Below are 19,903 nucleotides of genomic sequence, written 5' to 3'. Positions count from 1 at the left end.
CTCCTAATTTACTCTTTTTGGCTCTTCGATGACCTCAACGTCGATAATCTCGCCCTCATCTTTTTTAGTGCCATGCTCGCTAAAATTTTGAAATTTAAACTCCTGATAGCTCTCATTTTTCGCTGCATTTTTCTTAAACACCAAAGAAAAAACGACCACGGCGATACCAAAAATATCTGTCAAAATCCCTGGCAAAAAGAGCAGCGCTCCGCCAAAGCTAAGTCCTAGCTGGCTAAATAAATTTCCGCCAAGAAAGCTTTTAAACGCTACTTGAGGCGAATTTAAACTAGAAAATCCAGCATTAAAAAGAAGTGCGATGCCCACAAATCCAGAGACTAACACCTCAAGAAAGTAGTTTAAAAAGCCAAATTTATCTACAAAAAGATAGATAAATACCGCTTCTATCAAAAAAAACAAAAATGCAAAAAATCTCATAAGCTTTCTTTTATCTTTCTAAAGGCGTCGTTTGCCTCTATCGCCTCTTTGCTTAGCCCATCTCTTGTGATAAACTCGACCTTGCCATTTGCAAATTCTTTACCCACAAGCAGCGCGTAAGGAAAGCCGATAAGCTCAAAATCATTCATCTTAACGCCAAATCTCTCGTTTCTATCATCGATGATGACGCTAACGCCAGCTTTTTTAAGGCTCTCGTAAAGCTCAAATGCAAATTTCACGCCCGCCTCATCTTTTAAATTTGAGATGATGATCTCCACGTCAAACGGCGCGCACTCTTTTTTCCAGATGCAGCCCTTCTCATCGTGGCTAGCCTCTATCATCACAGCGATAAGCCTGCTGATACCGATGCCGTAGCAGCCCATCAAAAATGGCTTTGCCTTGCCGTTTTCGTCAAGATATGTCGCATTCATCGCAGCTGAATATTTATCGCCCAGCTGAAAGATATGACCGACTTCTATGCCCTTGCTAAGTTTTAAATTTCCGCCGCAAACTGGGCATTTATCGCCCTCTTTTACCTTTACAAGGTCTTTAAATCTCTCTTCGTTAAATCCGCTAACACTAACGCCAACAAAGTGATAGTCTTTTTCGTTAGCGCCGCATATCATGTTGTTTGCGCCTTTTAGCTCGTTATCTATGAAAAATTTCACATCCTTTAGCCCAACTGGTCCACAAAATCCAGCCACAAGCCCAGCTTTAGCCACGTCAGCTTCGTTAGCATCGACAAGCTCAAGCGCCTTGCAAGCGTTTTGCGCCTTTGTCTCCTGAAGCTCGTCATCGCCCCTTACAAAAAAGACCACGACCTCTTCTTTATTCTCATAAATCGCCTTTTTCATAACAGCTTTTATGCAGTAAAACTCGCTAACTTTGAAAAACTCCGCCACATCTTTTATAGTTTTTGCATTTGGCGTTAGAAATTTAGCCGCGTCCGCCTCTGGCGCCTCAGCCTCGCTAACTCTTGGTTTGCGTCTTGCAGCCTCGACGTTTGCAGCGTATCTGCAAGCCTCGCAGCAAAGTATGTCGTCCTCGCCGTTACTTGCAAGCACCATAAATTCTTTACTGCCACTACCGCCAATGGCTCCGCTATCAGCCTCAACAGCTCTAAAATTTAACCCCAAGCGGGTAAAAATCTTACTATAAGTTGCCTCCATAAGGTCAAACTCACGCTTTAGATCCTCTTTGCTCGAGTGAAAGCTATAACCATCTTTCATAGTAAATTCGCGACCTCTTAGCAATCCAAAGCGAGGTCTTGCCTCGTCACGAAATTTGGTGTTTATCTGGTATAAATTTAGCGGCAGCTGCTTGTAGCTAGTCACCTTGCCACGCACCAAAGCAACGGCTGCCTCTTCGTTTGTAGGACTTATGACAAAGTCATTATCCTTTCTATCTTTAAAGCGCAAAAGCTCCTTGCCAAAGACGTTGTAGCGGCCACTTTGCTTCCAAAGCTCGCCTGAAGTGACCACGCTAAAGCTCACCTCTAGCGCGCCAGCCTCGTTCATCTCCTCTTTTACCACGCGTGAAATTTTATCATGCATGATCTTTCCAAGCGGTAGATAGTTATAAAGCCCAGAGCCGATCTGCTCAACAAAGCCACCTCTTATCAAAAACTGATGACTTGGTAAAGATGCGTCTTTTGGCGCTTCTTTGGTCGTTGGGGCGTAAAATTTACTAAATTTCATCTATATCTCCTGCTTGAAAATTTTGTTCATCTTTTATGTCAAATAAAAATTTAACTCCGTTTGAAAGCTCGCTCGCTCTCTCCTCGTCTGCAAGCCCTTTTAGCTTCATCGTTGGCTGGTGCAAAAAGGCTTTAAAGACCTGATGGATAAGCTTTTGCGCCTCATCGTAATTGCTATGCTTTAAATAGCCCTTTTTCATCGCCTTTTCTAGCTCATTTTTAGCGCAAATTTCAGCCTGCTTGCGGATTGATTTTATAAGAGGCACGCTCATATCTTCTTTTAAAGTCTTTAAAAACTCGCTCGTATCTTGACCGACGATCGAGTAGGCCTTTTGCGCCTGCTCCTCTCTTAGGGCTAAATTTTTACGCACGATCTCCTCTAAGCTATCGACCGTATAGACGCTGATAAGCTCCGTGTTTAAAAGATCGATGTCTCTTGGCACGGCGATATCAAAAAAGTATCTGTGAAATTCTCTTGGCTCGATGATCTCTCCTGTGATGATGGCGTGTGGGGCTGCGGTGCTTGAGAAGATGAGATCGTAGTTATTTACGTATTCTTTTAGTTTTAATATGCTATCCCAGCTCGCGCTATCTCCTAAGTTATCAACTAGCTGCTCGACGCGCTCGGAGCTTCTGTTTATGATGATCACTTCTGCGCCGCTTGATATGAGGTGCTTTGCTGCTAGCTCGCCCATCTCGCCAGCGCCCACAACGATGGCTGTTTTACCTTCAAGCGTGCCAAAAATTTCTTTTGCCTTTGCCACGGCGACACTTGAAACTGAGATCGGGTTTTTAGAAATTTGAGTTTCGTTTCTAACCTTGGCAGCGCACTTACATGCGTAGTGGATGATCTTGCTGATGTCTTCGCCACATGAGTTGTTATCATAGGCAAATTTAAAGGCATTTTTTAGCTGGCCAACGATCTGCGTTTCGCCAACGACTAGGCTATCAAGCGAGCTTGCCACGGCAAATAGGTGGTGAGCGGCACCGCTGTTTTCATAGATGTCAGCTCTCTCATAAAGCTCATCTTCAAAAACGCCTGAAAATATCGACATACACCTGATTATGTGGGCAGTAGCGGCCTTTACATCCTCTACGCTAGCTATGATCTCGACGCGGTTGCAGGTGTTTAGCACCATGCTCTCTTTTATGTTTTTGTTTGAGTTTATCAGCTTTAAAATTTGCTCTTTTTTATCGTCACTATCAAATGCAAGCTTCTCTCTGACCGAAATATCAGTATTTTTATATGTAAAACTTATGTCTAAATAGTGCATCAAAATTCCCTATCTATCATGCTTTTTATGATCCCTTCAAGCTCGGCGTTTTTATACTCTTTTATCGCTTCTATCGCCCCATTACCAAGCCTTTTTGCCTCGCTTACAGCCTTGCTAAGTGAGCTAGTTTTATCGAAATTTTCTTTTAGCCATGAAATTTCATCCGCATTTAACTTCTTTGCCCAAAGCGATCTAAGCTTTGCCCTGCCAGCCTCGTCTAGGCTCTTATAAAGATAAATGTAAGGAAGTGTCGTTTTGCCCTCGACAAAGTCGTTAAGCGCTGGTTTGCCAAGTGTTTTTTCATCTTGAGTTATGTCTAAGATATCATCAACGATCTGAAATGCAAGACCTAAATTTTTGCCATAAAGGCCAAATTTCTCGCTATCTTTGCCAGCTAGCTTTGCCCCACAAATAGCCGTGGCTTCTATCAAAACAGCTGTTTTATAGTAGATCATTTTTAAATATTCTTGCTCGTTTTCATTAAAATTTTCAGCCATTTTCACATCCATCATCTCACCGATACTTAGTTTGCTGACCGCATCTGAGATGACAGCTGCGATGCTTGGATCAAATTTTGTAAGCTCGAAATAAGCCTTTGAGTAGAGGATGTCGCCTAGCATGACTGAGTTTTTACTGCCAAAAAGTGCGTTTATGCTTGGCTTGCCGCGTCTTATATTTGCCTCGTCTATGACGTCATCGTGTAGCAAGCTTGCAAGGTGGATGAGCTCGATGATAGCGCAAAGCTTAAGAGAAATTTCACTCTCGCCTGCGATCTTTAAAAGAAGTTTTGAGCGTAGCTTCTTGCCTGAGCTTATCTTTAAAAACATCTCAAACGCCTCTTTGTAGCCAAGCTCGCTTATAAATTTGCTCATTATTTCATCGATTTTATCCATTTTTATCCTTCTATTTATCCTCGTGCGGATCTCGAAAACCCACATCCACACGCTTGCTCTCATCTAGCAGCGCCACCCTAAAATGCGCCTTTTTATCCTTAAAATCAACAAACGATATATAAAGGCTCACACTCTCGTTTGGCGGCATCATAAAATCAGGCAAAACTCGCTGCATGTAGGTGTTTTGTCCTTGTCTTAGCGAAAAGACCATCTGCCTTGGATAGCGCCTAAAAAAGCTTTGCACAGTGATATTTGTGCTATCAAACAGCGTCCAACGAAAGTCAAAAGTCTCAACTCTTTGAGTTTTTTTCTCGGTTATAAAGACCCTCGCCCACTCATCTTTTTTAAGCTCAAATGTATGCACCGAATTTGGGTCAAAATTTGGCTCTTTTGCAAAGACAAGAGCGGCTAGCAAAGCAATGAGCGCAAAAATCTTACTCATTTTGGCTTAAAATTTCTCCGCTAAGCTCGATATATAGGTCATTTACTCCGTTATAAACTTTATCTTGCTCTGAGGCTATAAAATTTCTGATCTCGTCCTCGCCAACGCCATACTTTTCGCAAAGCTCGCTCATAGCCACAAATTTCTCAAAAATTTTATCTATCTCGTTTTTAACTAAAACGGCATTTGCGTTAAACAAAATGTCATAAAATTTATCTCTCGCACTGCCCTCAAATATATCTATCATCGCTGTTTCTTTGAAAATTTCTTAAGATTATAGCCAATTAAAACTAAGTTAAAAATTTAATATTATCTCCCAAGCCTCGCTAACATTTTTGGCGTTATACGTGGCAGTTTTGCTCTCCTCGCCAAATCCCCAACAAACTTGCACGTAAGGCATATTTGCATTTTTAGCGGCTAGCTCGTCTTTTAAGCTATCTCCTACAAAGATCGCCTTGCTAGCCCCAGTTTTACTAACAGCTAGGTGAAGCATCGCAGGATCTGGCTTTTGCGGTATCTCCTTGCTAGCGCCGATGACCTCGTCAAATAGCTCATAAATTTCATTTTTCTTTAAAATTTTCTCTAGCGTATCGTGCGGTGCGTTGCTTGCCAAAACGACCTTATAATGAGCATCTCTACACTTTTGCAAAAGCTCTTTTACGCCATCATAGGTAGTCGCACACTCATCGTAAAATTTCTTAAATTTCTCTTCAAAACCCTCTTTTAAGCTCCTGCTTGGCGTGTCGATGCCGTAAAACTCAAGGGCCAAATTTCTACCTGGCTCGTTGATCGCTTTTATGATAAATTCTTTTTCAAGTGGCGGCAAATTTAGCTCATCTCTTACTTCATTTACCGTCTTATATATCGCCTCGCCACTATCGATCACCGTGCCATCCATATCAAAAATAACTACTTTCAATCCTCATCCTTAAATTTATTTTTATGTTTTTCTTTCTTATATGTCTTTTGATTTTTTAGCTTATCAAGTAGATTTGCCGCCTTTAAAAGCTCCTCTTTTTGGGCGTTTTTGATAAGCAAATTTATAAAATTTTCTAGCGCCTTTGAGTATGGCTGATCAAGATAGACAGCTTCGACTTTTTCGATGACTTTCGCGTTTTTCTCCACTCTTTGGCGAAATTCAGTCTCGTCAAAGTCATCTCTTTTTAGCCCATTTATCGCTGATTTTGCAAATTTTTCTAGCGCACGAAGATATTTTACACGCTTAAATTTGTCCGTGACTTGGTTCAAATTTTTCCTTTTTTTTGGCAAATTATATCAAAAATTGATTTTATCCCCTAAATTTTGGCTTTGCTAATGTATAATTTACGCCAAAATTACTTAAACAAGGAGCAAAAATGAGGCAAGAAACCGCTGCGATCCACGTAGGCTACGACACAAACGAGGGCTTTGGCACGATGGCTGTGCCTATTTTTCAAAGCACAGCTTATGACTTTGGAAGTGCCGAGACGGCAGCTGCTAGGTTTGATCTAAAAGATAGTGGCTACATCTACACAAGACTTAGCAACCCAACGACAGATATCTTTGAAAAAAGGGTCGCCGCACTTGAGGGTGGAGCCGCTGCGATAGCGACTGCAAGCGGTCAGTCAGCTTTGTTTTACAGCATCATAAATTTAGCCCAAGCAGGCGATAATATCATCATCGCTAAGAAAATTTATGGCGGCACGACGGTGCTTTTTACGCATACGCTGAAAAGATTTGGCATAGAGGCCAGAGTCTTTGACAGCGACACTGCTGATGATCTGGAGAGTTTGATAGACGAAAAAACTAGGGCTATATTTTTTGAAACGCTTTCAAATCCGCAAATTTCTATCCCAAATATCGAGAAAATCGTAGAAATCGCAAACAAATATGGCATTATCAGCATCACCGATAACACAGTGCCAACGCCTATCATCTTTCAGCCACTTCGCCACGGCGTCGATGTTTGCGTGCATAGCGCTAGCAAATATATGAGCGGTCAGGGCCTTAGCCTAGCGGGCGTGGTCGTCAGCGCAAATCACCTAAACGAAAAACTAAAAGGCAACAAGAGATATGAGCACTTTAACGTGCCAGACGCGAGCTATCACGACATCGTATATGCTGATATGACCGATCGTTTTGACATCTACACGCTAAGAATGAGGCTTGCCATCGTGCGCGACATCGGCGCTGTGATCTCTCCGTTTAACTCTTGGCAGCTCATACAAGGGCTTGAAACGCTTGCTGTTAGGGTTGAGAGACACTCGCAAAACGCCCTAAAAGTGGCAAAATTTCTAAACTCTCACAAGCATATAAAAAGCGTGGCATACCCAGGACTTGCCGACAACGTGGATCACGCAAAGGCGCAAAAATACTTTAAAGATGGCATGGCAAATGGACTATTTTGCTTTGAGACTGATAGCTTTGAGCGTGCAAAAAAGATGCTAGAGCGCGTAAAACTCTTTAAGATCGTAGTAAATATCGGCGATACAAAGTCACTCATCACGCATCCAGCCTCGACAACTCACCAGCAACTAAGCAGCGAAGAGCTCATCAAAGCTGGCATCACAAAAGAGCTGATAAGAGTTAGCATAGGTCTTGAAAACGCCGAGGATCTGATAGCTGATCTGGCTCAAGCCTTAGAATAAAGAAATTTCTAGCTCATTTTGGGCTAGAAATTTAAAATTTACTCAAGCTTGCCGCATATCCTCTCGCACTCTTTTACTTGCCTTATAAATTTTATAACGATATAGATGACAAGTAGCGGCACACTTATATACCAAAATGCAAAAAAGGCGAGTATAAAAAACATTAATAAGAATGTTGCAAAATATACTAAGACCGCAAGGATGATAATATCAAGCATTTTTGCCTCCCATTTTGCTAGTGTTTTGGTGATTTTATAAAAAGCGAAAAAATGATACTGAACGGATTTGTTTTGGCTCTAAAATTTGAGCTAAGCAAAAGGCGAAGTCAAATTTTAGTAGGTAATTCTTACGAGTGAGTAAGATTTTAAAATTTGCAAAATAGCTTTATTAAATTTGTAAATTTCTTTTTATTTAAAAGGGAGATAAGGGAGCTCGAGTTAGGGTCTGCTTGCAGTTGCGAGCTTGCGAAGCAAAGCTGTCCCCCCTTATCTCCCTTTAGTTTAGATCCCTCAATCCCCTCGCACGTTCAAGGTGCACGCTCCAGCGCTTCGCGCTGCATGTGCTTTATCATCAGGCAAGTGTAACGCAAATTTTAAAATTTCATGAACGAGTAATTTCAGCTCTAAAATTTAAGCTAAACGGTAAGCGAAGCCAAATTTTAGTAGTCAATTCTTGCGAGTGAATGGAATTTTAAAATTTACAACACAATTTAATTAAATTTAATATTAAGAGCTAATAGGCTTAAATTAAAAATCCTCTTAGCTAGTATAACGTTATGGGTGCAGATAGTGCTAACACACTACCTGCTTTTTATTGGATTTTCTAATAAATTATTTTATTAAATTTATCTCAAACGATATCTTCAAAAACTTCAAATTTATCTTGATTTACAAGCATCTCAAGCAAGACGCCGTAGTTGTCTTTTATCTCATCTTGAAGTTTTATAGCAAGCTCTTTTGCGTCTTTTCCATCTTTTGGATAGGTAACTACTAAATCGATCGGCTCAGCGTTTAAAAACTCTTGTATGCCAGTTAGTAGCTCGCTAGCGCCTCTTTCGTTTGTGCCGTGAAGTACGACTACGTAGTGTTCGTTTTCTCTTATGACAACGTCAGTTTGTCTTAGGATTTTTTCAAAAATTTCGCCATATTCTTTACTATTTGGCAAAGAAAAATATATCAAAGATAAATTTTTCGCATAGTCCTTTACGTTTTTGTATCGCTTTATAAAAGCTATCTCAAGATCGATTATTGATAAAATATCAACTGCCGAGAAGATTTTTGCCGCCATTTTTACACTCCTTTTTTTGCGGTTTTGATTTTACGTCGCTATTATATCTTGTAAATTTTCAAAAATAAAGACATTCATTCCATTTTTGTATTCATAGCCAAATTTTAGTCCATGAGCCTCAAGGATGTTGCTAACTATATATAAACCTAGACCAAAGCTCTTTTGCGCATCCTCACCCTTGATAAATGGCTGGATGTAAAAGTCAAGGTCATTTTTTAGCTTCTCGCCTTGAGTTATAAATTTCATATGATCCTTGCTAACCATGATATTTACGTGCTTATCGGTTGAGTACTTTATGCCATTATCTATCATATTTTTTATAGCGACTGAAAATAGCTTAAAATCAACCATCACCCTAACCTCATCAAGCTCGCTGATACCAACGTGCTCTTTTTCGATCATCGCTATATCTATCGCCTCATCGATAAGGTCTCTCATAAGACAAGGCGTCTTGTTTGTTAGGCCTATTTTTGAGGTTATCTGCTCGATCGCCGCAAGCTCATTTATTAAATTTTCAAGCTTGTGAAAGACAGAGATTAGCCTCTCTTGATTTTTACTTTTTTCTATCATTTGAGCGGCGATCAGCCCCTTTGTGATAGGCGTTTTTAGCTCGTGCATGATATTTCTTAAGAAAAGATGCCTTGAGTCATTTAATGCTTTGATCTGACAAACAGCCTCATAAAATGCCTCTGAAACTTCAGAAATTTCATCCTTGCCGTTGCCGACATTTTGCACGCCATCAAGCTCGCCATTTGCAAATTTCACGATCTGACGCTTTAGCTTTCTAAGCGGCTTTATCTTGTAAATTACAAATATATAAGCAGCCAGCAAAATGACCGCAACTACGGCAAATACAGCCTTTATCACCTCGTATCTATATGGCTGAAATTCCTTATCCATGAGCAGCTTTAGCTCGTCTAAATGCTCGATCTTTAGGTAGTGATGCTTATCATAAAGCAAGATCGCACTTGATCCTAGATCGCTTGAAATTTCTTCTAAAACGGCTGCATTTTTTAAAATTTCTTCTTTTTCGTTTTTAGCTGTGATCTCTGGCATATCGATGTTTGAGAGCTGGCGGTCGTACTGAGCTTTATTTATGATGCCACCCATGTAGAGCAAATTTGTCCTAGCGACGTTTGAGTATTTGTTATTTAGCTCCCTTGTGTAGTTTTGTTTATCAAAGCCCATGAGCCACAAAAATGCCAAAAATATCGAAACGAGCGCGAGCCCAAAGATAAACGTTATCGTGATAAATATAGAAGATCTTGGCATCAAAGGACCAACTTGTAGCCGATACCGCGGATCGCGTGGATGTATTTTGGCTCTTTTGGATTTTCATTTAGTTTTTGGCGAATTCTGCCGATGATGACGTCGATACTTTTGTTTGAGCTATCTTCATTTATGCTCTCGCAGTTGTAGATGAGCTCCTCTCTAGTGACCGCTCCGCCCTCTTTTTGAAGCAGGTATTTTAAGATGTCATACTCCGCTGCGGTTAAATTTAAGACGCTGCCTTTAAATAAAATTTCCCTCTCAAATTCTTTTAAAACCAAGTCTTTGTTTAAATTTCTTGCCTCATTAGCTGGAGCTATGCTCTGCCTTCTTAGATGGCTTTTTATACGAGCAAGAAGCTCTTGTGGGTCATAAGGCTTTGGCAGATAGTCATCCGCGCCGTTATCTAGGGCATTTACTTTGTCTGTTATATCGTGCCTTGCGCTTGAGATGATTATAGGGATGTTGTGCTTTTTTCTTATCTCTTTGCACACCTCTAGTCCGTCCATGCCAGGGAGCGTAAGATCAAGGATAACTAGGTCAAATTCGCTTGTGTTTAAAGTAGATAGTCCGATATATGGCTCCTCGGCCGTCGTTACTTTTATGTCGTAGTTTTCTAGGTATTCAGTTAAAATTTCAGCAAGCTCCATATCATCTTCTATCATTAAAATTCTAGTCATGATCTTTCCTGTTGTAAATTTATTTTTAAGGATTATAGCAGATAAAGGTTTTAAAAATTTAAAAGAGTTAAGAGCTGAAATTTCAGCTCTTAAGTAGTTATTTTATAACAAGGCCTTGCATGATGCCACCGCGGTTTATCCACACTAGCGTCTTTTTACCTTTTGCGTTTTTAACTGTGCTTGCAAATGTTTGAATATCTTTTATGCTCTCTTCGCCAACTTGAACTATCACGTCGCCCTTTTCAAAGCCAAAGTCTTCAGCTTTTGAGCCAGATTTTACGTCAGTTACAAGCACGCCTTGAGTATCTGGGCTGATCTTATACTTAAATCTTATCTCATCGCTTAGATTACTAACGCTAAGACCTTCGATGATGACGCTTTTTGTCGCATCTTTTGCGTTGTGATCCATATTTACAAGCTTGATTTTTGTATTCATCACCTTATTTGATCGCTCGTAAGTTATATCAACGCTGCTATTTGGAGTTAGTGAGCCGATGAAATTTTTAAGATCATTTGCGTTTTTGATAGCTTTGCCATTTGCTGAAATAACCAAGTCGCCTCTTTTTAGCCCTGCTTCATCTGCTGGCATACCCTGCTCTACGCCACTTATTAGCGCACCTTCTTTATTTGTGTAAAGCTCTTTTTGTTCATCAGTTAAATTTGCAATAGTTACACCAATAAATCCACGCTCGATCTTGCCGTCAGTTATCAGCTTTTTAGCGATATCTTTTACCATATTTGATGGTATGGCAAAGCCTATGCCGTTATTGCCGCCACTTTTTGAAAGTATGGCTGAGTTTATACCAACTAAATAGCCCCTGCTATCAACCAAAGCGCCACCTGAGTTGCCAGGGTTTATAGAGGCGTCTGTTTGGATGAAATTTTCATATTGATTAAGCCCGATATCATCTTTATTTAGCCCTGATACGATGCCTTGAGTGATACTTTCGCCCACGCCAAAAGGATTGCCTATGGCAAATACAACATCCGCGTCAAGTAGCTTTGATGAATCAGCAAATGTTATCGCATTTAGCCCATTTGCCTCTATCTTTATGACGGCTAGATCGGTCTTTGGATCGCTGCCTATTAGCTTTGCTTTATACTCTTTGCCACCCTTTGCCAAGGTCACAACGATCTGGTCGCTATCTTCGATGACGTGGTTGTTTGTAACGATGTAGCCGTCATTTGAGATGATAACGCCAGAGCCAAGAGAGGTTGTCTTTTCTTTCTCTTTTGGTTTTGCAAAGTTAAATCCAAAAAATTCATTAAAAAACGGATCATTAAACATCTGCTCAATGCCTGCATTGCTTACTGTTTTTGTTGTTGAGATATTTACTACTGAAAGTTTTGCCTGAGCGATAGAGTCGTAGTATGAGAGCACACTATTTTTATCGCTTAACGGCGAAACTCTAGTTACATCTTGGTTTGCTTCGTTAAATTTAATATCAGCTCCCATTAGCAAAGAAGCCGCTGCTAATGAAATTAGCATAAATTTTTTCATTTTTTTCCTTTAAATTGAAAATGTTTTGAAATTATAAATAGAGCTTAAAAATAAAATCTTAACGCTTTTTTCTCCTTTGTAAATAAAAATAAACTTGACTTGCATAGACTAAAGTTTTGTGATATAATCCGTGTCAAAAAACATAAGGAGAATATATGAGCGAAAGCTTATATGAAACTTTAGGAGTTTCAAAAGGCGCATCAAGCGACGAGATAAAAAAAGCTTATAGAAAACTTGCTAGAAAGTACCACCCAGACATCAACAAAGACCCTGGAGCAGAGGATAAATTTAAAGAGATAAACGCTGCTTATGAAATTTTAAGCGACGAGAAAAAACGTGCCCAGTATGATCAATATGGCGATAATATGTTTGGCGGTCAAAATTTCCACGACTTTGCTAGAGGTTCGGCCGATATGGGCGATCTAAACGATATCTTGAAAAATATCTTCTCAGGTGGCTTTGGAGGAGGTGGTGCTAAATTTAGCAGTAGCTTTGGCGGAGGTTTTGAAGGATTTGAAGGCTTTGGCGGAGGTGGATTTGGCTTTGGTGGAGCTGATCTAGATGTAAATGCCAAAATTTCTATACCATTTGACGTAGCTGTAACTGGCGGCGAACATAAGATAAATTTTAATGGCGAAAGCATCAAGATAAAGATCCCAAGTGGCATAGAAGGCGGCGAAAAACTTCGCATAAAAGGCAAGGGCAAGAGTGCTGGCGGTCAAACTGGCGATCTTATACTTGCCATTAGCGTTGAGCCAAGTGACGAGTACGAAAGAGTTGGCGATGATCTATATAAAGATGTAGAAATTCCACTAAAAACTATGCTCTTTGGCGGTAAGATAAATGTGCATACATATAAAAAAGATGTAACCATTAAAATCGCTGAGAACTCAAAAACAGGCACAAAGATCCGCTTGAAAGGATACGGCGTGCAAAACAGAAAGAGTGGAATTTATGGCGATCTTTACTTAAAAGCTAGGGTAAAACTTCCAAATATCAGTGAGCTCGACGAGGGCTTAGTAAAAGAGTTAAAAGAAAAATTACCGGAGTAAAAAATGCAAAATTATGAAGAACCACTTTTTTTAATAAGCGTTGTAGCAAAGGTTTTAAGCATACATCCACAAACTTTAAGACAATACGAAAGAGAGGGACTAGTTGAACCCTCAAGAACAGATGGCAAGATGAGGCTCTACTCGCAAAAAGACGTTGATCGCGTCAAAACGATACTAAATTTGACCCGTGAGCTTGGCGTAAATTTAGCAGGTGTTGATGTGATACTTCAGCTAAAAGAGAAAATTGACGATTTAGAAGCAACTATTGATGATTTAAATAAAAAATTACACGAAGCTACCAGTCAAACTAGCACCAAAAGATCGCTAGTAAAGAGAAAAAATAGCTTTGATCTTGTATTTTACGAAGGCAAAAAATAATATATGGAACAAATTTTAGAAGGCTTCTTGCTTGTCGCTGCGATCTCAGTCGCGTTAAATGTCATTTTTAAGAAATTTCAGATACCAACCATCATCGGCTACATCGTAACCGGCACGCTTATATCAGAATTTTTCAACCTAAAAAGCAACGATGAAATTTCTCATATCGCGGAATTTGGTATCGCATTTTTGATGTTTACGATCGGACTTGAGTTTAGCTTTAAGCACCTGATGAGCATGAAAAAAGAGGTCTTTCTAAATGGCGGTCTGCAAGTTTGTTTAAGCGGCTTTGTGATGGGCGTGATGCTTTACTACGCGCTTCATCTAAAGGACGAGACAGCGCTTATCGCTGGTCTTGCCTTTGCTCTATCATCAACTGCGATCGTGCTAAAAACGCTAAATGACAACGGTGATGTGAGTAAAATTTATGGTAGAAAGGCGCTTGGAATTTTACTATTTCAAGATATCGCCGTCATCCCTATTTTGCTTATGATAGATATGTTTAGCTCGCAAGATGCCTCTATAAATGAGCTTTTGCTAAAGACATTTACGAGTGCGGTTATCCTTATCGTTGTGCTATTTTTGCTCGGCAAATACGTCATCAACTGGATATTTTACAAAGTCGTTCAGACAAACTCTCAAGAGGTCTTTATAGCCACGATCCTATTTTTAGTCGTTGGCGCTAGCACGCTAGCTCACTTCTTTGGCTTTTCATACTCTCTTGGTGCATTCTTAGCTGGTATGATGATGGCGGAGACGCAGTATAAGCACCAGATCGAGGTCGATCTCATACCTTTTAGAGATCTGCTTCTTGGACTATTTTTTATAACCGTTGGCATGCAGATAAATTTTGTAGTCGTGCTCTCAAATATCTGGCTAGTTCTAGGTCTAGTCTTTAGCATAATGGTCGTAAAAGCCATCGTCGTTTTTGCCGTTTTAAATATCTACTTAAAACGCAGGGTCGCTGCTAAGACCGCGCTTAGCGTCTGCCAGATCGGTGAATTTGCACTGGCTGTCTTTGGGCTGATGACTACAAGAAATTTACTTGATATCCAAACAGCTCAAATTTTCATCGCAGCCTCTGTTATATCGATGTTTGCAACACCTTTTATACTTAAAAAGCTTGATGTCTTAGCTGATCTTGTAGAGCGTGAGGTGGTGGTCGAGTCAAATGAGACCTTAAAGCCACAAAAACTAAAAAATCACATCGTGGTCTTTGGCTACGATAGGCTCGGTCAAGAGGTCGTTTTAAGGCTAAAAGAGACAAAGCTTTTATACATCGTGCTTGATAACGACATTAGCCTAGTTGAGCTTGGCAGAAGCCGCGGGGAAAATGTATTTTTAGGAAACGTGCTACAAAGCGACACTCTAGAAAATGCCTGCCTAAGCGACGCAGCAGCCGTTATCATAACAGTTAGCAACGAGCAAAGAGTTGAGCTGATCGCACAAAAGATAAAAGACTACGGCGCAAATATCCAAACGATCATCAAAGCAAATGGCGAGGGCAACAAAGAGATCTTTGGCGAGCTAGGCGCAAATTTCCACCTAATAAGCGAAGAGCGCGTCATGGCAAAAACCCTTGTTCACGAAGCCCTTCAATGCAAGATCGACCACGACGTAAGAGCGTAGTAAATTTAACTTCTTAAAACACGCTTTTTTTGTTAAGTTCGTGTAAATAAATTGATAAAACTATTAGCAATATTTTTGATTATATAAGAAACAATAAGAAGCTAAAAATTTGTCTGGTCAAAACATCAATGCTAGTCTTAATGAGAAAGAAGTAAAAATTAAAGAGCTATCAAAAGATAAAAAAATAGATTTTATTACAAATTAAAATAAAAGCATATTAGCCAATAATATGCTTTTTAAAACCAAATTTAAAGCCTAGCTTTTCTAGGCTTTACTCATTTCTTAAAGTTTGAAGGACATTTACCTCTGTGGCTTTTTTTGCTGGATAGTAGGACGAGATAGCTACGATAAATACAGCTCCAACGATGATAAGCACAAGATCGATGGTTGAGAGTTCAAGCGGTAGTTTGCTTGAGCCATAAACATCAGCTGGCAGGTCTATGATGTTGAAATTTCCAAGTAAAAATAGCCCCAAAAAGCCAAGCACTAAGCCAAATATAATGCCACCTCCACCTATTACTAGCCCTTGATAAAAAAAGCTTCTTTTTATCTCGCTTTTACTAGCACCAAGCGCTAAAAGTAAGGCGATCTCCTGCCTGCGGTTCATCACGGTCATTAGTAGTGAGCTTATGATATTTAGCGACGCCACAAGGATTATAAGCATCAAAACGATAAAAAGTGCTCTTTTTTCAAGTGCGAGCGCTGAGAAAAAGTTGCCATTTTGCTCCCACCAGCCAATAGCAACCGTACCAGCTGGAAGCCCCTCGCGCACCCTTTTTATATCATCAAATGGCTTACTTGAAAAGATGTGAATTCCATCATAAACTCCTTTTGGGTAGTCTAAAATTTTCCTTAATGCATCAACCGAAGTATATGAAAATGCCTTGTCATAGGCGATTAACCCAGATGTAAATGAGCCGCCGATATCAAAGCGCTTCATCTTTGGCGTTAGCGAAAAGCCAGCAGGATCAGCCTTTGTAAAGATAAGCGTTAGTTTTTCATCGTTTCTTAGTCTAAACTCACTCGTTATGCCGCTTCCCACAAGTATCTCAAAACCCTCTAGCTCTTTGTCTTTTAAAGCTTCATTTACGACCGAGTTTATCTGCTTTTCATCTTTAAAATTTACTCCATAAATTAGCCCGCCTTCAAGCGCATTTGCCGAGCGGTAAATGACCTGCGTGCTGATATATGGACTAAATTTAAGGTCGCTAAATTTAGCTTTTAGCTCATCTACAAAGCCATCATCGATCGATCCTTTAAAAGCGCTTTGAACGGTTATTGGGTAGTTCATCGTAAAAAGTTTGCGTTCAAATTCTTTGTCAAATCCATTCATAATAGCCATAGCAACTATTAAAACCATAAGTCCGATGCTAACACCAAGAAAGGCGAGCAAGGCGCTTAGAGCGATAAATGGCTGAGTTTTATCAAATCTTAAATATTTAAAAAGTAGATACTTTGGTAAGCTTGTCATCAAATAGCCTTTAAAAGATTAAGGCGCTTTGGCGCCTTAAAAGTAGAAATTTTAAGCAAATATGCCTTTTTTAGGGCCACTTTTGCCGTGGCAATCTTTATATTTTTTACCGCTTCCGCAAGGGCATGGAGCGTTTCTTGGTATCTTTTTTTCTGGTGTGAAATTTTCATCTTCGCCTTGGTTGTTGTAGTTTAGAGGCTCATTTTCAGCATTTTGACTAGCTTCAAGCATCATCCTAGCTTGCTCTTCTTGCTCCTCACGGCTCTTAAATCTAACGATTTGAAGCGTTTTAACGCTCTCAGTTTTTAGTCTGCCAACTAGCTCCATAAAGAGATTGTAGCTCTCTTTTTTATATTCAACTAGCGGATCTTTTTGATTATACCCTCTTAGACCGATGCCAGTTTTTAGGATATCCATCTGATAGAGGTGCTCTCTCCACGCATTATCAAGCACTTGAAGATATAAAATTTTCTCTATATCTTTTCTTTGCTCTTCATTTAGTACGCTCATTTTTTTGTTATATCTAACCTCTAAAATTTGCGCTATTTTTTCTACTAGTTCATTATACTCTAGCCCTTTTAGCTCGCTCTCGTCGATCTCTTCGCCGCAGTCCGCAAGGATGATAGAGCATAAATTTTTAATGTCGTAGTCATCTTTCAAGCCGCCATGGAAAATTTCAGCCGTATCAAGTAAATTTGTAGCGTATTCAACTCTATTTTGAGCTATCTTCTCACTCATATCGTAGCTCTTATCAAGTAGCTCATCGCGGTATTTGTAGATGGTCTTTCTTTGCTCATTTGCCACGTCGTCATACTCAAGCAAGTGTTTTCTAGCCTCAAAATGCAAGCTCTCGACTTTCTTTTGAGCATTTTCAACAGCTCTTGTCACCATGCGGCTCTCGATGCTTTCGCCCTCGTCGATACCAAGCCTATCCATGATCGCTTTTATGCGGTCACTACCAAAAATTCTTAAAAGATTGTCCTCTAAGCTTAGATAAAATCTACTCATGCCAGGGTCGCCCTGACGTCCAGCACGGCCACGGAGCTGATTATCTATCCTTCTACTTTCGTGCCTTTCGGTGCCGATGATATATAGACCGCCTAAATTTCTAACCTCATCATTGATCCTAATATCAACACCACGTCCAGCCATGTTTGTAGCGATAGTCACAGCGCCTTTTACACCAGCTTGTGCGATGATCTCGGCCTCTTTTTCATGGTTTTTAGCATTTAGCACAGAGTGTGGGATACCAGCTTTTTTAAGCATCTCATGAAGCACCTCACTACGCTCGATACTTGCAGTTCCCACAAGTACTGGCTGACCCTTTTCGTGAGCTTTTTTTACTTCGTCGATGACAGCTTTAAATTTCTCGTTTTGAGTTTTATAGATAAGGTCGTTTTGATCGATCCTCTTAACTGGCACGTTTGTAGGTATCGAGATAACTTCAAGGTTGTAAATTTGAGAAAACTCGGTAGCCTCAGTCTGAGCCGTACCAGTCATACCTGCAAGCTTTTTATACATCCTAAAGTAGTTTTGGTATGTTGTATCAGCTAGCGTTTGGCTCTCTTCTTGGATTTTTACACCCTCTTTTGCCTCAAGCGCTTGGTGAAGCCCCTCGCTAAAGCGCCTGCCCTCGCTTAGACGTCCTGTAAATTCATCAACGATGACAACCTCGCCATCTTTTACGACATAATGAACGTCTTTTTCAAAGAGATTATGAGCTTTTAGAGCTTGATCTAGGTGGTGGCTTAGCACGGCGTTTTCAAGGTTGTATAAATTTTCAACCCCAAAGAGCTTTTCAGCCTTGCTTATGCCAGCTTCTGTGATCATTATCGTTCTATTTTTTTCATCTACTATAAAGTCCCCCGTTGGCTTTGAGCCTGGCACGTTTGGATCGGCTGGAGTGCCTCTAGTAAGCTGTTTTGCGACTTGATCGGCTCTTATGTAGCCATCAAGCGTGCGGTTTGTTGGACCAGAGATTATAAGCGGTGTTCTAGCCTCATCTATCAAGATACTATCGACCTCGTCCACGATAACGAAGTTATGGCCTCTTTGCACCTTTTGACCAGCTTCAAATTTCATATTGTCACGAAGGTAGTCAAAACCAAATTCTGAGTTTGTGCCGTATGTTATGTCGGCGTTATAGGCAGCTTGTCTTACCTCATCGTCATATCCGCCACTTAGTATCACATCGACGCTTAAGCCTAAAAAGTTATAAAGCTCGCCCATTTGCGTCGCGTCACGCTTTGCAAGGTAGTCATTTACAGTTACTACATGCACGCCCTTGCCGCTCATCGCGTTTAAGATAACTGGCAAAGTCGCAACCAAGGTCTTACCCTCGCCTGTCTTCATCTCAGCGATCCTGCCCTCGTTTAGTACCATGCCGCCTATTAGTTGCACGTCAAAATGGCGCATCTTAAGCACCCTTTTGCTAGCCTCTCTAACTAACGCAAAGACATCATTTAAAATTTGATCTAAAGTGACTTTCTCTTCGACGACTTGGGCTTTTAGCTCGTTAAATTTGATCTTAAGCTCATCGTCGCTCATCTTCTCATATGTAGGCTCTAGCGCGTTTATCTGCGCCACACGTTTTATATATTTTTTGACTTCTCTATCGTTTTTCGTGCCAAAAATCTTTCTAAATACCGATGAAATCATTACTTTACCTTCCTAAATTTTTAAACTTTGGATCTTAGCATAGTTTAACTATTTATTTAATTAAACTGGGCTAGAATACGCCAAAAAAGGATAAAAAATGAGAAAATTTTTAGTTGCATCTCTTGTCGCAGTTTGCTCATTTGGCGCTGGCTTAAATTTTAAAAGCCTGCAAAGTGACTTTACGCAAACTGTCTTTAGCGAGGGAAAAAGTGTAAATTACAAAGGTAGATTTTACGCTAAAAGCGACAACACCGCGCTTTGGATATATGAAAGTCCAACACCAAAGAGGATTTACTTTGACAAAGACAAAGTGGTCGTGATCGAAGATGAGCTTGAGCAAGCCATCATTTCAAGGCTAGATGATACGCCAAATTTGACGCAGGTCTTAGCTCACGCAGAGCAAATCCAGCCGACACTTTATAAGGCGATATATGACGGAGTTGAGTACTTTATAACGATCAAAAACACGCTTCCAACGACGATTGACTATAAAGACAAACTCTCAAATAAGATAAAAATCACTCTAAGCAACCCTGTAAAAGACGCACTCATCCCAAAAGAGACGCTAACTCCAGTCATCCCACAAGGTTACGACATCGTAAATCAATAAA

General features: G+C 40.2%; 19 protein-coding genes and 2 pseudogenes. 5 read left to right on the top strand and 16 right to left on the bottom strand.

Features of this window, described 5'->3' with window-relative positions; genetic code table 11:
* Positions 1-3 precede the first annotated feature (3 nt).
* From F3G98_RS04715 to F3G98_RS04680, 8 genes are read right to left on the bottom strand one after another with little or no spacing between them, the layout of a single operon-like run.
* Complete coding sequence (locus F3G98_RS04715; protein WP_103615914.1) at positions 4-435, bottom strand: FxsA family protein; 432 nt, start codon at positions 433-435, stop codon at positions 4-6.
* Positions 432-2,132 (bottom strand): proline--tRNA ligase, encoded by a 1,701-nt coding sequence (locus F3G98_RS04710; RefSeq protein WP_149725816.1) that lies wholly within the window; start codon positions 2,130-2,132, stop codon positions 432-434. The genes F3G98_RS04715 and F3G98_RS04710 overlap by 4 nt, the downstream gene beginning before the upstream one ends.
* On the bottom strand, positions 2,122-3,405 hold the full coding sequence (gene hemA / locus F3G98_RS04705) for a glutamyl-tRNA reductase (RefSeq protein ID WP_103616898.1): 1,284 nt from the start codon (positions 3,403-3,405) through the stop codon (positions 2,122-2,124). Before hemA ends, F3G98_RS04710 begins: the two co-directional genes overlap by 11 nt.
* On the bottom strand, positions 3,405-4,298 hold the full coding sequence (locus F3G98_RS04700) for a polyprenyl synthetase family protein (protein ID WP_103611057.1): 894 nt from the start codon (positions 4,296-4,298) through the stop codon (positions 3,405-3,407). Before F3G98_RS04700 ends, hemA begins: the two co-directional genes overlap by 1 nt.
* Before the next feature lie 10 nt (positions 4,299-4,308).
* The gene (locus tag F3G98_RS04695) at positions 4,309-4,740 is read right to left on the bottom strand and encodes a hypothetical protein (protein WP_103607802.1); all 432 of its coding nucleotides are present in this window, start codon (positions 4,738-4,740) and stop codon (positions 4,309-4,311) included.
* Positions 4,733-4,987, bottom strand: coding sequence for a DUF2018 family protein (locus F3G98_RS04690; RefSeq protein WP_103606987.1), 255 nt, complete (start codon positions 4,985-4,987; stop codon positions 4,733-4,735). The genes F3G98_RS04695 and F3G98_RS04690 overlap by 8 nt, the downstream gene beginning before the upstream one ends.
* Positions 4,988-5,035: 48 nt before the next feature.
* Complete coding sequence (locus tag F3G98_RS04685; RefSeq protein WP_107915447.1) at positions 5,036-5,659, bottom strand: HAD family hydrolase; 624 nt, start codon at positions 5,657-5,659, stop codon at positions 5,036-5,038.
* The gene (locus F3G98_RS04680; protein WP_107916669.1) at positions 5,656-5,988 is read right to left on the bottom strand and encodes a hypothetical protein; all 333 of its coding nucleotides are present in this window, start codon (positions 5,986-5,988) and stop codon (positions 5,656-5,658) included. The genes F3G98_RS04685 and F3G98_RS04680 overlap by 4 nt, the downstream gene beginning before the upstream one ends.
* A 107-nt stretch (positions 5,989-6,095) precedes the next feature.
* On the opposite strand from F3G98_RS04680, the gene F3G98_RS04675 reads away from it, so the two are divergent.
* The gene (locus F3G98_RS04675; protein ID WP_103575128.1) at positions 6,096-7,367 is read left to right on the top strand and encodes an O-acetylhomoserine aminocarboxypropyltransferase/cysteine synthase family protein; all 1,272 of its coding nucleotides are present in this window, start codon (positions 6,096-6,098) and stop codon (positions 7,365-7,367) included.
* A gap of 38 nt (positions 7,368-7,405) precedes the next feature.
* Here F3G98_RS04675 and F3G98_RS04670 read toward each other — a convergent pair whose 3' ends face one another.
* From F3G98_RS04670 to F3G98_RS04650, 5 genes are all read right to left on the bottom strand, one after another.
* Positions 7,406-7,585 (bottom strand): transformation system protein, encoded by a 180-nt coding sequence (locus tag F3G98_RS04670; RefSeq protein WP_149725815.1) that lies wholly within the window; start codon positions 7,583-7,585, stop codon positions 7,406-7,408.
* Between the two features lie 631 nt (positions 7,586-8,216).
* Entirely contained in the window at positions 8,217-8,654 is a 438-nt protein-coding gene (locus tag F3G98_RS04665; RefSeq protein WP_021085477.1) for a nucleotidyl cyclase domain-containing protein, read from the bottom strand.
* A 30-nt stretch (positions 8,655-8,684) separates the two neighbouring features.
* Positions 8,685-9,926, bottom strand: a complete 1,242-nt coding sequence (locus tag F3G98_RS04660; protein WP_148822713.1) for an ArsS family sensor histidine kinase — start codon at positions 9,924-9,926, stop codon at positions 8,685-8,687.
* Entirely contained in the window at positions 9,926-10,603 is a 678-nt protein-coding gene (locus F3G98_RS04655; protein ID WP_002940190.1) for a response regulator transcription factor, read from the bottom strand. The genes F3G98_RS04660 and F3G98_RS04655 overlap by 1 nt, the downstream gene beginning before the upstream one ends.
* 97 nt (positions 10,604-10,700) lie before the next feature.
* Positions 10,701-12,104 (bottom strand): Do family serine endopeptidase, encoded by a 1,404-nt coding sequence (locus F3G98_RS04650; RefSeq protein WP_149725814.1) that lies wholly within the window; start codon positions 12,102-12,104, stop codon positions 10,701-10,703.
* A gap of 155 nt (positions 12,105-12,259) precedes the next feature.
* Between F3G98_RS04650 and F3G98_RS04645 the strand changes: the two genes are divergently transcribed.
* From F3G98_RS04645 to F3G98_RS04635, 3 genes are read left to right on the top strand one after another with little or no spacing between them, the layout of a single operon-like run.
* Positions 12,260-13,156: a DnaJ C-terminal domain-containing protein gene (locus F3G98_RS04645; protein ID WP_103590658.1), complete on the top strand. Its 897-nt coding sequence runs from the start codon at positions 12,260-12,262 to the stop codon at positions 13,154-13,156.
* Positions 13,157-13,159: 3 nt separating this feature from the next.
* Positions 13,160-13,534: a heat shock protein transcriptional repressor HspR gene (locus F3G98_RS04640; protein ID WP_087581829.1), complete on the top strand. Its 375-nt coding sequence runs from the start codon at positions 13,160-13,162 to the stop codon at positions 13,532-13,534.
* 3 nt (positions 13,535-13,537) lie between these two features.
* Positions 13,538-15,163 (top strand): cation:proton antiporter, encoded by a 1,626-nt coding sequence (locus F3G98_RS04635; RefSeq protein ID WP_149725813.1) that lies wholly within the window; start codon positions 13,538-13,540, stop codon positions 15,161-15,163.
* 271 nt (positions 15,164-15,434) lie between these two features.
* Here the strand turns inward: F3G98_RS04635 and F3G98_RS04630 are convergent, their stop codons facing one another.
* From F3G98_RS04630 to secA, 3 genes and pseudogenes are all read right to left on the bottom strand, one after another.
* Positions 15,435-16,634, bottom strand: a complete 1,200-nt coding sequence (locus F3G98_RS04630; RefSeq protein ID WP_103599295.1) for an ABC transporter permease — start codon at positions 16,632-16,634, stop codon at positions 15,435-15,437.
* Positions 16,635-16,685: 51 nt separating this feature from the next.
* Positions 16,686-16,787: pseudogene (locus F3G98_RS11070) on the bottom strand (SEC-C metal-binding domain-containing protein); the annotation flags it as partial.
* A gap of 108 nt (positions 16,788-16,895) precedes the next feature.
* A pseudogene (secA, locus tag F3G98_RS04625) lies at positions 16,896-19,292 on the bottom strand (preprotein translocase subunit SecA); the annotation flags it as partial.
* Between the two features lie 97 nt (positions 19,293-19,389).
* Here secA and lolA point away from each other — a divergent pair.
* A complete protein-coding gene (lolA, locus tag F3G98_RS04620; RefSeq protein WP_012001621.1) occupies positions 19,390-19,902 on the top strand; it encodes a LolA-like outer membrane lipoprotein chaperone in 513 nt (170 codons plus the stop codon).
* Position 19,903: the final 1 nt, after the last annotated feature.

The organism is Campylobacter concisus (assembly GCF_902460895.1).
Taxonomy (GTDB): Bacteria; Campylobacterota; Campylobacteria; order Campylobacterales; family Campylobacteraceae; genus Campylobacter_A; species Campylobacter_A concisus_BC.
This window is presented reverse-complemented; position numbering and strand designations above follow the sequence as displayed.

What these genes read in the sequence shown, in the direction of transcription:
- F3G98_RS04715 (WP_103615914.1), bottom strand. Translation starts at nt 435, where the DNA reads ATGAGATTTTTTGCATTTTTGTTTTTTTTGATAGAAGCGGTATTTATC.
- F3G98_RS04710 (WP_149725816.1), bottom strand. Translation starts at nt 2,132, where the DNA reads ATGAAATTTAGTAAATTTTACGCCCCAACGACCAAAGAAGCGCCAAAA.
- hemA (WP_103616898.1), bottom strand. Translation starts at nt 3,405, where the DNA reads ATGCACTATTTAGACATAAGTTTTACATATAAAAATACTGATATTTCG.
- F3G98_RS04700 (WP_103611057.1), bottom strand. Translation starts at nt 4,298, where the DNA reads ATGGATAAAATCGATGAAATAATGAGCAAATTTATAAGCGAGCTTGGC.
- F3G98_RS04695 (WP_103607802.1), bottom strand. Translation starts at nt 4,740, where the DNA reads ATGAGTAAGATTTTTGCGCTCATTGCTTTGCTAGCCGCTCTTGTCTTT.
- F3G98_RS04690 (WP_103606987.1), bottom strand. Translation starts at nt 4,987, where the DNA reads ATGATAGATATATTTGAGGGCAGTGCGAGAGATAAATTTTATGACATT.
- F3G98_RS04675 (WP_103575128.1), top strand. Translation starts at nt 6,096, where the DNA reads ATGAGGCAAGAAACCGCTGCGATCCACGTAGGCTACGACACAAACGAG.
- F3G98_RS04670 (WP_149725815.1), bottom strand. Translation starts at nt 7,585, where the DNA reads ATGCTTGATATTATCATCCTTGCGGTCTTAGTATATTTTGCAACATTC.
- F3G98_RS04665 (WP_021085477.1), bottom strand. Translation starts at nt 8,654, where the DNA reads ATGGCGGCAAAAATCTTCTCGGCAGTTGATATTTTATCAATAATCGAT.
- F3G98_RS04660 (WP_148822713.1), bottom strand. Translation starts at nt 9,926, where the DNA reads ATGCCAAGATCTTCTATATTTATCACGATAACGTTTATCTTTGGGCTC.
- F3G98_RS04655 (WP_002940190.1), bottom strand. Translation starts at nt 10,603, where the DNA reads ATGACTAGAATTTTAATGATAGAAGATGATATGGAGCTTGCTGAAATT.
- F3G98_RS04650 (WP_149725814.1), bottom strand. Translation starts at nt 12,104, where the DNA reads ATGAAAAAATTTATGCTAATTTCATTAGCAGCGGCTTCTTTGCTAATG.
- F3G98_RS04645 (WP_103590658.1), top strand. Translation starts at nt 12,260, where the DNA reads ATGAGCGAAAGCTTATATGAAACTTTAGGAGTTTCAAAAGGCGCATCA.
- F3G98_RS04640 (WP_087581829.1), top strand. Translation starts at nt 13,160, where the DNA reads ATGCAAAATTATGAAGAACCACTTTTTTTAATAAGCGTTGTAGCAAAG.
- F3G98_RS04635 (WP_149725813.1), top strand. Translation starts at nt 13,538, where the DNA reads ATGGAACAAATTTTAGAAGGCTTCTTGCTTGTCGCTGCGATCTCAGTC.
- F3G98_RS04630 (WP_103599295.1), bottom strand. Translation starts at nt 16,634, where the DNA reads ATGACAAGCTTACCAAAGTATCTACTTTTTAAATATTTAAGATTTGAT.
- lolA (WP_012001621.1), top strand. Translation starts at nt 19,390, where the DNA reads ATGAGAAAATTTTTAGTTGCATCTCTTGTCGCAGTTTGCTCATTTGGC.